The 12,909-nt window shown below is 51.2% G+C and carries 9 protein-coding genes; 5 read left to right on the plus strand and 4 right to left on the minus strand.

Annotated elements, in window-relative coordinates; translation table 11 throughout:
• Positions 1-64 precede the first annotated feature (64 nt).
• Positions 65-511: a hypothetical protein gene (locus ACQ6WK_RS11480; RefSeq protein WP_432797523.1), complete on the plus strand. Its 447-nt coding sequence runs from the start codon at positions 65-67 to the stop codon at positions 509-511.
• Positions 508-1,959 (plus strand): hypothetical protein, encoded by a 1,452-nt coding sequence (locus ACQ6WK_RS11485; protein ID WP_432797524.1) that lies wholly within the window; start codon positions 508-510, stop codon positions 1,957-1,959. Before ACQ6WK_RS11480 ends, ACQ6WK_RS11485 begins: the two co-directional genes overlap by 4 nt.
• A 158-nt stretch (positions 1,960-2,117) precedes the next feature.
• On the opposite strand, the gene ACQ6WK_RS11490 is transcribed toward ACQ6WK_RS11485, so the two are convergent.
• From ACQ6WK_RS11490 to ACQ6WK_RS11500, 3 genes are all read right to left on the minus strand, one after another.
• Positions 2,118-2,321, minus strand: coding sequence for a hypothetical protein (locus ACQ6WK_RS11490; RefSeq protein WP_432797525.1), 204 nt, complete (start codon positions 2,319-2,321; stop codon positions 2,118-2,120).
• 46 nt (positions 2,322-2,367) lie between these two features.
• The gene (gene glnA / locus ACQ6WK_RS11495) at positions 2,368-3,816 is read right to left on the minus strand and encodes a type I glutamate--ammonia ligase (RefSeq protein ID WP_432797526.1); all 1,449 of its coding nucleotides are present in this window, start codon (positions 3,814-3,816) and stop codon (positions 2,368-2,370) included.
• A 115-nt stretch (positions 3,817-3,931) separates the two neighbouring features.
• Complete coding sequence (locus ACQ6WK_RS11500) at positions 3,932-5,314, minus strand: phosphomannomutase/phosphoglucomutase (RefSeq protein WP_432797527.1); 1,383 nt, start codon at positions 5,312-5,314, stop codon at positions 3,932-3,934.
• 200 nt (positions 5,315-5,514) lie between these two features.
• On the opposite strand from ACQ6WK_RS11500, the gene ACQ6WK_RS11505 reads away from it, so the two are divergent.
• Complete coding sequence (locus tag ACQ6WK_RS11505) at positions 5,515-8,805, plus strand: hypothetical protein (RefSeq protein WP_432797528.1); 3,291 nt, start codon at positions 5,515-5,517, stop codon at positions 8,803-8,805.
• Positions 8,806-9,242: 437 nt separating this feature from the next.
• The gene (locus ACQ6WK_RS11510; protein ID WP_432797529.1) at positions 9,243-9,695 is read left to right on the plus strand and encodes a hypothetical protein; all 453 of its coding nucleotides are present in this window, start codon (positions 9,243-9,245) and stop codon (positions 9,693-9,695) included.
• 69 nt (positions 9,696-9,764) lie between these two features.
• On the opposite strand, the gene metG is transcribed toward ACQ6WK_RS11510, so the two are convergent.
• Positions 9,765-11,354, minus strand: a complete 1,590-nt coding sequence (metG, locus tag ACQ6WK_RS11515) for a methionine--tRNA ligase (RefSeq protein ID WP_432797530.1) — start codon at positions 11,352-11,354, stop codon at positions 9,765-9,767.
• A gap of 169 nt (positions 11,355-11,523) precedes the next feature.
• On the opposite strand from metG, the gene ACQ6WK_RS11520 reads away from it, so the two are divergent.
• The gene (locus ACQ6WK_RS11520) at positions 11,524-12,843 is read left to right on the plus strand and encodes a 3-deoxy-D-manno-octulosonic acid transferase (RefSeq protein WP_432797531.1); all 1,320 of its coding nucleotides are present in this window, start codon (positions 11,524-11,526) and stop codon (positions 12,841-12,843) included.
• The last annotated feature ends 66 nt before the right edge of the window (positions 12,844-12,909 follow it).

Genomic DNA, 12,909 nt, shown 5'->3' on the forward strand with positions numbered 1-12,909 from the left:
AGTCTGTGCTATATTGATAGGGCATTAGATACCACACTAAACATCGCTCACTACTGAGTAACACATGACCCAAACAAGCCGCGCATCTAATTCTTCTGCCTTTTCACTCCGATCACTCGCCATCGGCATCTGTTGTATTGCCGTGATCGTGATCGCTTTCTACGAAACCTACTACGCTATCAACCTCGCACCTGATCAGCAAGACAACAGATACTTCGCAACCCATCTCCAAATCCGTGACAACCTCCGTGCCGCAAAGCTCCACCCCGACTTCCCACAACAGCTTTACATGCCACAATCCTTCAAAGAAAACACCGCCGCCAATCTCGGCCACACCCTCTCACAACAGGAACTCTTCCCAACCCTCGTCTCTACCACCACCCCACACCCCGACCAACTCCTCTTTTTCAACTCGCCACAACAAGCCCACGCCTATCTCCAGCAACATCAATTGCAACCCACATTCGTCATCGCGGATACCGTCGTCGTTGCACGAAAGGCCGCACCATGAACCTCTACACACTCACCGTCGGCATCATCTGCGCCATCCTGCAAGGTACATCCATCACCCTCCTTTGTTGGCCATTGCGTAAACCATTTTTACAAAACAATTGGCTACTCATTTTCTCACTCGCCATTACGCTCAGCTATGCCACCGGTGGCGCCTTACTCTTTTACGTCCTCATTCTTTTAGACAATGACCCCGGCATCAGCATCAACCTCGACACCGTCTTCACCATCATCCTCACCGCCTGCGCGTTCATCCGCTGTCGTAAGCTCATCGCCGCACAACAAACCAATCTCCCAGACAACCCAACCGCAGTATTTCAATTCACGCCCAGCACAAAAATCCTCTCCAGCCTGCTCGCCATACTCTGTATCTATACGCTCTACGGCCTGCACCAACAATTCCAAACCACACCCATCGGCTACTGGGACAGCTGGACCATGTGGCACCTCAAACCGCAAGCCATCTACTGGCTGCCCGACCCGCTCACCTACATCGCGCAAGAATCATCACACGGTGACTACCCGCTCCTCCAATCCCTGCTCATCGCTCGACTCTGGTTCTATGCAGACTATGATTCCATCCTCATCTTCCACGGCCTCTCCTACCTTAACCTCATCATCATCCCTGCCCTTATCATCGGTTATCTCGCTCAAACCAAAAATCTTTCCACCGCGCTCATCGCCGGCTTCACTTGCTTTGCCAGCCCCGTCCTCATCAACCAATCCGGTTGGCTCTACGCCGACATCACCCTCTCCCTCACCATGACCGCCACGCTCATCATGCTCCTGCTCGCCGTCAAAGATCGCTTCACATCAACACCATTACTCTTTCTCTTCGGCATGATGTGCGCCATTCCAGCCGGTATTAAAAACGAGGGCATCGCCTTTAGCTTCTTCATTACCATCGCCTTCCTCACAACCGCTGCCATCGTGCTACCCGTCAAACACGCCTTCAAATCCTCTACCATTTATGCCCTTGGCCTCCTCCCCATTGGCTTAACCACACTCTACTTCAAAGCCGCCTACACCCCTGAAAGCGACATCCTCCACAATCGTGATTTTTCTACCATCGCAGACACACTTTTTGATTCTTCACGTTACCAAATCATCTTGCAAACTCTCAGCAAGTACTTCACCTTTGCCTACAGCCTGCCACTTTTGATCGCGATTGTCTTGCTGTTGATTTTTGCGGGAATCGATCGCCGCAAGCATCATCTGCTTCCTAGCATCCTCTGCCTCTTCATTTTCATCGCCATGCCCACCACCTACTTCCTCATCTATCTCACTTCTTCGAACGACCTCACATGGTACGTGAATTCATCGATGCCCCGCCTGATGCTCCAGCTCTACCCGCTAGGCATCCTCACCTTCTTCACCATCATCAAACCACTCTCTATGCACAACACAAAATCCGCCGAAGCATCAACCTCGCTTCAAACAACCCATTAAAACAATTGCCCTTGTGAACATGAAACAAAGCGGATGTTCCTCCGCTTCTTACACCAACAAACCAAGATCATTTGTTCGCAGTTCCACCAACACCATATAAAAATCACAAAAGGCGTGCTTCCTTGGCAAGCATACCAATATTTCAACCTACTACCTACTCAAGAATATAATCGCCAAACCAGCGCACGCCCCTCACCTTTTTCACGACGAAGTCCAATCTCTTCTTCGAGTTGGCGAGTCCACGTTGGGCATGCTCGCTCATAAGGAAGCTTGTATTGATCGCGCAACTGAGACCACGTCAGTCCATTGCAATGTTCGCTCAAAGCTGATCGAACCGCTTCTCGAAACGCTTCATATGTCATCCTTGATCCTTCCACTTCAACAGATTAGAAACTACGCAATAAGTCTCTAAATATCAAAGTACATACAGAACTCAAACGGATGTGGTCGCGAACGCAGTGCACCAATCTCATTCTCCCACTTGTACTTCATCCAATAGTGAATCACTTCTTCGCTGAATACCCCACCCTTGAGCAAATATTCGTGATCCTTCTCCAGCGCTTCCAATGCTTCTGATAAATCCCGCGGCGATTCATCAATCAACCCCTGCTCTTCGGCCCCCAACATCTTCAGCGGCTTATCCAACGGTTCGCCCGGTTCAATCTTATTCTGCACCCCATCAATCATCGCCATCAGCGTCGCCGCAAAAGCCAAGTATGGATTACATGACGAATCCGGACACCTGAACTCTAATCGACGCTTAGATGGGTCCGTTGAATATTGCGGTATACGCACCGCGGCCGTCCGGTTCCGTGAGGAATACACCATATTCGTCGGCGCTTCGTACCCGGGCACGAGCCGTTTAAACGAATTCGTCGTCGGGTTGGTGAATGCCAGCAGGCTTGCCGCATGTTTCAAGATCCCACCAATCGCATACAACCCCACCTTCGACAGCCCCGCATAATGATTCCCCGCAAACACTGGCTTCCCCTTCTTCCACAGTGACAAATGCGTGTGCATCCCCGAACCGTTATCTCCAAACAGCGGCTTGGGCATAAACGTCGCCGTCTTCCCATGACGGGCCGCCACATTCTTCACGATGTACTTCGTAAACATCAGCGCATCCGCCATGTCTGTCAGTGGCAAATGCTCAAGATCAATCTCAACCTGCCCGCCCGTAGCCACCTCATGATGATGCTCCTCCACAAAAATCCCCGCGTTTTGCAGCTCCGTCACCATCTCGCACCGCAGATCAATCAGCGTATCCATCGGCGGCGTCGGGAAGTACCCCTCACGCTGTCGTACCTGATATCCCTTGTTCGATTCATCATCCTTCCCCCGATTCCAAATTCCCTCCGCGCTGTCCACTTCATACACACCATAATTCACGCCCTGATCGTACCGCACACAGTCAAACACAAAGAACTCAAGCTCTGGCCCGAACATCGCCTTGTCAGCAATTTTTGTCTCTGCCAAAAACTTTTCTGCTTTGCGAGCCACCGACCGCGGATCACGTGCGAACCGTTTCTTCGTCACCGGGTCTTTCACATCCGCAATCATCGCCACCGTCGGCGATTTTAAAAAAGGATCAACCTTTGCCGTCTCCGCCACCGGCACGATCACCATGTCATCCTCATTGATCTCCTGCCAGCCGCGCACCGCCGACCCATCAAAACCAAACCCCGCCTCAAACGACTTCTCCGTCAGTTCACGCACCGGATACATCACATGCTGCCACAGCCCCGGAAAATCCATGAACCGGCAATCCACGAACTCAATCTTCTTCGTCTTAATCAGCTGCAAAACCTGCTTCGGCGTCATCATCATTCCCTTCTGCGCGGACTTCGTGACCGCCATATCATAGCCAAATCCCCATCTATCTACACCATTTTCATTTGCAACTTCTCATCACAAAAAACCGGCAACCTCTCAGTTACCGGCTTCATGATCATCTTCATGCCATCATCAACATTTAGTGCCCTTCGGCAGGTGTACCTAGATGTGGCTCAAGCTCTTTGAGCAATCCATCAAGTGTCGCCTGATCCTTCGCTTCAGCATTCAATCGCAACAGCGGCTCCGTGTTCGACGCACGAACATTGAACCACCAGCCTTCACCATCAAACGCATCAATCGACACGCCATCCAGTTCTTCGACCGTTGCCTTGCTGCCGTATTTTTCTTTTAGCAGGTTCATCACGCCGACCTTGTCTTCGACTTCAAAATTGATCTCGCCGGACTGTGGGTACTTGCGATACGGATCGACCAACTCGCTGAGTGTCTTATCCGGGTTTGCTTCCAACACACTCAACACACATGCAAATGTGATCGCACCTGAGTCCGCATAGTTATTGTCACGGAAGTAGAAGTGCCCGGACAGCTCGCCACCGAAGGCACCTTCGGTTTCGCGGAGCGCCGCCTTCATATTCACGTGCCCAACTTTGCCTTTACGGCCTTTCAATCCCAAACGCGCAATCGTCTCTTCAACAACCTTCGAACTTCGCAAATCGTACACAATCGTCGTGCCTGGATTATCCTTTGCAAAGTAATGTTCTGCCAACATCGCCGTGAGGTGGTCGCAACCAATAATGCCACCTTTCTCATCAACCACCATACAACGATCCGCATCACCATCAAAACACGCACCAAGCTGTGCGCCGATTTTCTTAACTCCATCCTGAGTCGGAATCATGTTCTCCGCCACAAGCGGGTTCGGCTCATGCACAAAGCCATTACCCATTTCAAAATAAATGTCACTGATCTCAAGGTTCTCAACATCGAAGAATGCTTGCGGCACAAGCTTGCCTGCCATGCCGTTCGACCCGTCGATGTATGCTTTGATTGGCTTGGTCAATGGACTCAAGAACCGCTGGATGTACTTGCGGTACTCTGCCCAAAGATCCATTTCCTTAAAGCCCCCTGTCGGCTCAGGCTTCTCGCCTGTGAATCCTTCTGCAATCGCTTGGATATCTTTCAGGCCCGTCTCACCACCCACCGGCTTGGCACCATCTTTAGACACCTTAAACCCGTTATAGTTGATCGGGTTGTGACTGGCGGTCGTTTGCACCCCACCCACCGCATTCAGATGCGGCACCGCAAAATACATGAAAGACGTATCGCACATACCCAAATCCACAACATCCATACCCGTCGCACGAATCCCGTCGCTCAGCGCTTTGCACAACCCCGGGGAATGTGGCCGCATATCGCGGCTTACCAGCACAGTACCTGTCTGCCCACCGTTGTTTTTCTTCAAATACTCACCCGTGCCATACCCGACCAGCCAGCCGGCCTCTTCATTCAGCGGTTCTGGATAAGTCGCACGCACATCATATGCCTTGAAGATTTTTCCGATCATTTGTCCTGTTCCTGTCGTATCATCATTGAATCTGATGGTTCCGGAGGTTCGATAATCACCTGTCATGTTCTCTCAGGGAGGAAACCCGCCTCCCACACCGTAACCATGATAAGATAATACCTCCCTCGGCTGATCCTTGCACAGTGCGGGACAAATAAACGAAAGTTGAACTTTCCCTGCTGAAACTTAACAATACACACATGCTAAAACGGATGCTTTATGTTGGTGTTGCTGTCATCGCGGCCGGGATCATTCTCGCCGTCACTCTTCTATTAGACGCCACCAGCGATAACCCTGATCAGCAAGCCGGTGCCCAAGCCTCACAAGACCAAAATGAGACGCAAGCTCAGTCCTTCCGCCCCATCAAACGTGAGGACATCATCGACAATCCCACGCAAGGAGGTATGCAAGGCGGCATCCCCATTAGCAAAGAAGGTATCCGCGACGTCACCTACACCTTCTTCGACGACAATCGCCAATGGAACATCCGTACCGCACGCTTCACCTTCCCCAGTGAAGGCGTTATTGATTTCGTCAAACCCTCCGCCCGCATTATCTTCAAGCCCAACGAGGAGATTCTCGTTAAGGCCAACTCCGGCCGTGCCTACGCCCCCGATGGCAATCTTAATGACATCAAATTCAAGGGCGACGTGATCATCACCTATTACAAGTCCCCACTTGGCACGCCCATCGATTTCAAATCCAACCGCCACATCCTCATGCGGACCTACCTCGACAACGCCGACTTCGATAACAAGTACTTCAAGATCGATTCCACCGGCCCAGTTCACCTTGTCGGCCCCTATGGCGACTTCCGCGGCAACGGCCTCTCCATCCGCATCAATGATCTCGAAAACCGTCTCGACAAACTCGTCATCGCTACCGGCGAGTACATGCGAGTCAAAACCAACTTCAATCAGAACGACAACAAAGAATCACAACCCAACAAACCACAAGCACAAGCCAGCACGCAACCCGCAACCCAAACCACCAAACCCTCGTTGTTGGATGAACCGCAAGAAAGCTCGCGTGAACAGTACTACCGCGCCAGCTTCACCGACAACGTCAAGATCAACACTGACAACGGCAACATGTTCCTTACCGGTGATTTCCTCGAATTTTTCTTCGGTGTCCAAGCTGCAGGTAACAACCTCAATCAAGACAACGACGATAAAACCAGCACCCCTGCCACACCAAAAACCAATCGCATCGCGGCAACCTCACCTACCACAGAACCTGATCTCGATCAGACCGATGACAAACCGCTCTACACCTACGACCCCAAAACTGACATCGAAATCAAATGGACCGGCTCACTCATCGTTGAGCCTGACCCACAAGGCCACACCCATCTCACCAGCGCCCGCGACGCCATGATGCAACTCACCGGCACACCCGTCCAAATTCACACACCCAAAAACGAAACCGTTACCGGCACACGCGTCTCATACCTCCGCTCCACCGCCAAACTTTTAGCCATCGGTTCCAAATCTAACCCACTCAAAATTTACTCACCCGAACTCGGCACACTCTGGGGCAAAGAACTCGTCATCAATCAACGCCGCGCCTCCGGCTACGTCACCGGCCCCGGCACCATCGACGTCGAAAACAACGAAGACAAAGTCAACGAACTTGCTGGCACAAAAATCACCTGGCTTGATCGCCTCGATCTGAAGTTCTACCTCAAAGACAACATCCAGCCCGTCACTGACGCGACCGTCCTCCCACTCGAAGATGACCGCGCCGATCTCGTAGATGCCGTCAAAACCGCCGCCTTCCACGGCAAGGTCGCCGCTACCTCCAACGCATTCGACATCAATGCTGACGACCTCACCATCGAACTCTCACCCAAAAACGGTAGCAAGCAAACACCCGAGTTCCTCCAAGCCAACGGCGACGTCAAAATCCTAGTCAAAGACGACAAAACTTCACACGGCATCAACGCACAATCACTCGATGTCACCCTCACTCAAGGCCCGGACGGCGAAGCCTACCCAACACGCATGATCGCACGCGACAAAGTCCACGCCGATCTGCCCGGTTACGACCTCCGCTCCGGCCTGCTCGACATTACTCTCCTCCCACCCCCCGCACAAAACGCACAAGCACTCATCCGCTTCCCCGGCGACAAAGACAAACAACACCCTGCTGAGAAGCAACTCACCGAAGCAAAAGCCAAACCTGAAAACCGCATGACCAGCATGTTCGGCAACAACTTCCAAGACCGCATCCGAACACTCACCGCCGAAGACAATGTCCACCTGAACATCGAAGAAGACAACATCAAAGTCACCGGCAACCGTGTAGCCATGACCGGCATCACGCGTGATGTCGAAATCTCCGGCAATGCCGAGAACCCCGCCATCGTCAATCAGAACGATCAAACTTATCTCACCGGCAACCGCATCGAACTCTCCGAAACCACCGGCATCGTCAACATCCCCGGCAAGGGGTCACTCGATCACAAAGTCATTGATGAAGATGGCGACACCACTCAGATGACAATCAACTGGCAAAAATCCATGAACTTCAACTACCTTGAGGGCGATGGTGTTTTTGATGGGGATGTGATCGCGATCACCGATAAAAAAGAATCATCGAAAACCACAACCGCATCCAAGCCCCTCCGTGAAGATGTCACCGAACTGCGCACCCCCCGTCTGATAGTCGCTTTCGAAACCAACAAACCTACAACCACCGCCGTACCTCAAACCGAGACCGCACAAAACATAAAACCAACCAGCAAACTACAATCCTCAATGGCCGGCCAGCGCATCCAACTAGCCACCGCAGAAGGCAAATCAAAATTCAAAGCCATCTCCTACCGCCTGCAACCAGATGGCAAACGCAAACTCGAACAATCGCTCGACCTTGACGGCCCTACCATCATCTTTGATGGCAAAAAAGAAACTGTCACCGTCCCCGGTGCTGGCACCATCCTCATCCGAAACTACAGCAGCAAACCTGCCGACAAAACCGACAGCACCACTAACCTCAGCATGATCCAACAACTCGACCCCTCCGGCAACGGCGAAACACTCTTCCAATGGCAAGACCAATTCGTCCTCGACCTCAAACGCAATGACATGATCATGAACCAAGATGTCGTCATGATCCACCGCCCACCATCTAAACAAGACATCGTCCAACTCGACACCGACAAACTCTACGCCAGCTTCTCTGGCGACGGCGGCCTCGGCTCCATGATGTCCGCCAGCGGCGCACCACAAATGGATATCACCCTCGTCCAAGCCGACGGCAACGTCTGGCTTCAATCAGATGAAGCGGTCATCAAAACCGATCATCTGCAGTACACCAAAACATCCGACAGCGTCCTGCTCTACTCCGATGCTGGCCGCAACGTCTATATCAAATCCGACAAGCTCCCCTTCGTCCCGCCGGAAGCATCACAGCTTAAGTGGGACCTTGCCAAAAACCGCATCACCGCTCGCGAAGTCAAATCCGGCTTCGTCCCTATCCCCAAACGCTAAGCTTCCACTTTAAATAACACTCATTAACTTAGTTGAGCCAATCGCAGAATCCCAAACATAGCTTAATCGATCCAAGGGGTATCTATTGCTAGACTCAACAACATTCTTGCTATTACAAAGAGAGGCGAGTTTATTTGACCCTCTGATTGCACGCGGCTTAACATCTTTGGAAAAATCTCATTTCAGCGACAAAGGATTTTGTTATAGTTATAGTGCATTTTTTGATCTCACTATTGGCATAGAGAGACTCGCCAAAACTATCTTGCTAATAAACCAAACGATAAAAACGAAATCACTTAACTTAAACAACCTCAATCTAAAAAAAGATTTTTCACACTCACTCATCAAACTCGTTGAATCATGCACGGTACTCTTATGAATGTTTAAATGAATCCACAACTGAATGCAAGGTACTAGCATTCCTCAATGATTATGCAATGCAGGACCGATACCACAACCTAAACGCTCTTACAAATCATACTAATATTGAAGACCCACTCATTAAATGGGATACGATCCTAAAAGAAATCATTGGCAAAGAATTGCCTCGTAAAAAGATCGCCAAAATATGTTCAGACGCCGCAACGTTAATTTCTAGGAGTGATATACTTCGATACACATATATGACGGATCTACATGGCCAACAACTGAATCTCGCCGAAACAATCGCATATCCCAAGATAGAACAACTCGCCAACAACTATGCTAAATGCCATATCATTTCGTTATTACAGCCCTTACGTGAAACACTTTACTATGCAGGATCTGTTTCTCAGGCTATACACTGCAAAGATGGCACACTCCGTATACCTTACATGAGTGATTTTTTAGTTTACTTAGATTTAGCTAAGAGTAAGAGCCAGATATTAAAAAAGCAAAAATGGCCATAAAAAAACCGGCCACGACAGCCGGCTTAATCTCATCGTCTTCTCTAGCACTCGCGCTAGCACTAGCACTTCTTACTTCTTCGGCACCTGATATCGCATAAACAGCGCATCGCCTTTTTCAATCGCTGTGCCCGGTTGCAAGTATCCCCAGTTGGTCCACTGTTCAAACTGGCCCGCGCCTTTATCCGCAAGTGCTTCGCCATATGCAGCAAAACCAATCCGGCTCCAGAACGTTTGAACCTTATCCGGCATGAACGGCCAAAGCATCACACTTGCAATCCTTAATGCCTCTGCGCAGTTGTACAAAATCGACGCAACCTCCGGCAACTTCTCCGGATCCTTCGCCAACTTGAACGGCCCGGTCCGCTCAATATAACTGTCCACCGCGCGAACCAATTCCATCGCCGCATCACCCGCCTTGGCAAGCTGATAATTCGCCATAGCTTCGGTGTACTTCGTCACACACTGCTCTGCAATATTGTCATACTCATCGGACATCGGCACGTGCGGACCCTTCTCCGGCATCACGCCATCAAAATACTTCGCAACCATGTTTGAGATTCTTGAAGCACAATTACCAAACGTATTCGCAAGGTCGCTGTTATACACCTCAATGAACTTCGACTCCGCAAAGTCAGAGTCCGTCGTGCCCATCGGGCCATTGGTCGCAAGGAACCATCGCAGCGCATCAAGGCTAAACGTCTCGACATAATGATCGATCTTTTCAAGGTCAATAAAGTTGCCGAGCGATTTACTCATCTTCTGGCCTTCACTGATCCAATAGCTGTGCGAATACACAACCTTCGGCAGCTTCTCACCCAGCGCCATCAAAAGCGCCGGCCAGATCGCAGCGTGGAACCACAAAATATCTTTCGCAATAAAATGCACCTCCGCCGGCCAGTACTTCTTCCGATCATCCGTATCAACCGTGCTGAAATAATTGAACAGCGCATCGACCCACACATAAATCGTGTGCTCCTCATCGCCTGGCACTTTGATTCCCCAATCGGTCATGCCCGTCCGCGTCATCGGAATGTCATGCAACCCTTCTTTTACACGGGCGACAATCTCATTCTTCCGTGCACTCGGCTGCACATCAAACGTCGAACCATTCACTTCTTCGCCAAGATCAAGCAGTGCCAAAAGCGCATCCTGATACTTGCTCAGCTTGAAGAAGTAATTCTGCTCGGTCTTCTTCACGAGCGGCTTGCCATTCACCGGCGAAACAAAATCATATTCCTTTGCCTTATTCTCCGGAACATACTCTTCCTGTCCCGCGTCATACCAGCCTTCGTAATCACCGAGGTAAACATCGCCAGAATCAAGTAGCTTTTGCACATATCCCGTCACGCGATCCATATGCCGCTTCTGACTGGTACGAATAAAATCATCATTGGACATTTCCAAACGCTCAAACGTTTCCTGAAATGCTGTCGCATTCTGGTCCGCCCACTGCTGCGTGGTTATGCCACGTTCAGCAGCCGCATCCACAACCTTGGTGGCGTGCTCATCAGTCCCCGTCAGGAAAAACGTGTCATGCCCCATCATGCGATGATACCGCGCCATCACATCCGCAATCGTCGTCGTATACACATGACCAATATGCGGGCGGTCGTTCACATAATAAATCGGGGTCGTCACGTAAAATCTTTTCTGTTCCATAGCGAGACATTGTATCGCCCCCCTCCTTTTTTTCACACATGACCACGCCTCACCACAGCCCACAGGTTCCAATCTTCCTTTCCTCTCTTCACCAAGCCCACGGGCTCCATCCCGTGGGGACACACGCAACCTCGCACTCTTTCCCTGCTCGCCTTACAATCCTCTCATCATGATGATCGTCGTTAACCTCGCATATTTTCTCATCGCCCTGCTCACCTGCCCTATTTGGATCTTTTCCATGCTCAGAACCGGCAAATGGCGAACTGACTGGCCCGGGCGCTTTGGTCGCGTCACTCCCAAACAGCAACAACATCAAAACGCCGACCAAAAAACAATCCTCATCCATGCTGTCTCACTCGGCGAAGTCAACGCCACACGTCACCTCATCTCACTCCTCCAAGAACAACACCCCAATCTGAACATCGTCCTCGCCACCACCACCAACACAGGCTACAACCGAGCCACCGAACTCTTCGCAGACACACTCACTGTCGCCCGCTATCCCTTCGACTTCTCCTTCGCCGTCAACCGCTTCCTAAGCAAACTCAAACCCGACATCGTCGCGCTCATGGAACTTGAAGTCTGGCCGAACTTCCTCAAAATCTGTCACAAAAGAAACATCCCTGTCGTCGTTCTCAACGGCCGGCTCACCGCGCGATCCTATTCTCGCTATAAACTTGCCCTCCCCTTCGTAAAACCAACCTTCAAGCGCATCACCGCTGTCGCCGCACAAACACCCGACTATGCAGAGCGCTTCGCAGGCCTCGGCGTGCCGCAAAACAAGATCCACATACTCGACACCATGAAATGGGACACCGCTCAGCCCGGCCCCGACATCAAACCCGAAAACAACACCGTCCCGGGCTCCGATGAGATCGCGACCTCATTCAACCTCGATTTAAACCGCCCTACTATTGTCGCTGGCTCCACAGGTCCCGGCGAAGAACAACTCATCGTCACCGCACTCAAAAACCTCGACATCAATCTCATCATCGTCCCCCGCAAACCCGAACGCTTCGATGAAGTTGCCACAATTGATCCCGCATGCATCAGAAGATCAGTCGTCAAAAATCAATCAAGCACACACACCAAGCTCACGGGTTCTACCCGCGGAGCCACACCCCCCTTCTTCCTTCTCGACACCCTCGGCGAACTCCGCAAAGCTTACGCACTTGCGGATCTTGTCATCGTCGGACGCTCCTTCAACGGTTGGGGCGGCTCCGATCCCATCGAACCCATCGCCCTCGGTAAACCCGTCATCATCGGCCCCGACACACATAACTTCGCTAACGCCGTCGCCGCATTCAAACAAGCCCAAGGCATCCTCATCTGCAAACCCGACAATCTCACTCAAACCGTTCAAGAACTGCTTCAAAACCCAGCCCACCGCTCCACACTTGCCCAGAACGGCCAATCCGTCATTCATTCCCGCCAAGGCTCCACCCAAAAACACATCGACCTCATCCTCAAAAACCTCCCGAGCACATGACCAACTCCAAACTTCTTCCCACACACAATTCCACTACAATACACGTCGCCTGATCCCCGAAACCTT

Origin of the sequence: Poriferisphaera sp. WC338 (assembly GCF_050931845.1) — a bacterium.
Lineage (GTDB): Bacteria > Planctomycetota > Phycisphaerae > Phycisphaerales > Phycisphaeraceae > Poriferisphaera.

What these genes read in the sequence shown, in the direction of transcription:
- ACQ6WK_RS11480 (WP_432797523.1), top strand. Translation starts at nt 65, where the DNA reads ATGACCCAAACAAGCCGCGCATCTAATTCTTCTGCCTTTTCACTCCGA.
- ACQ6WK_RS11485 (WP_432797524.1), top strand. Translation starts at nt 508, where the DNA reads ATGAACCTCTACACACTCACCGTCGGCATCATCTGCGCCATCCTGCAA.
- ACQ6WK_RS11490 (WP_432797525.1), bottom strand. Translation starts at nt 2,321, where the DNA reads ATGACATATGAAGCGTTTCGAGAAGCGGTTCGATCAGCTTTGAGCGAA.
- glnA (WP_432797526.1), bottom strand. Translation starts at nt 3,816, where the DNA reads ATGGCGGTCACGAAGTCCGCGCAGAAGGGAATGATGATGACGCCGAAG.
- ACQ6WK_RS11500 (WP_432797527.1), bottom strand. Translation starts at nt 5,314, where the DNA reads ATGATCGGAAAAATCTTCAAGGCATATGATGTGCGTGCGACTTATCCA.
- ACQ6WK_RS11505 (WP_432797528.1), top strand. Translation starts at nt 5,515, where the DNA reads ATGCTAAAACGGATGCTTTATGTTGGTGTTGCTGTCATCGCGGCCGGG.
- ACQ6WK_RS11510 (WP_432797529.1), top strand. Translation starts at nt 9,243, where the DNA reads ATGCAGGACCGATACCACAACCTAAACGCTCTTACAAATCATACTAAT.
- metG (WP_432797530.1), bottom strand. Translation starts at nt 11,354, where the DNA reads ATGGAACAGAAAAGATTTTACGTGACGACCCCGATTTATTATGTGAAC.
- ACQ6WK_RS11520 (WP_432797531.1), top strand. Translation starts at nt 11,524, where the DNA reads ATGATGATCGTCGTTAACCTCGCATATTTTCTCATCGCCCTGCTCACC.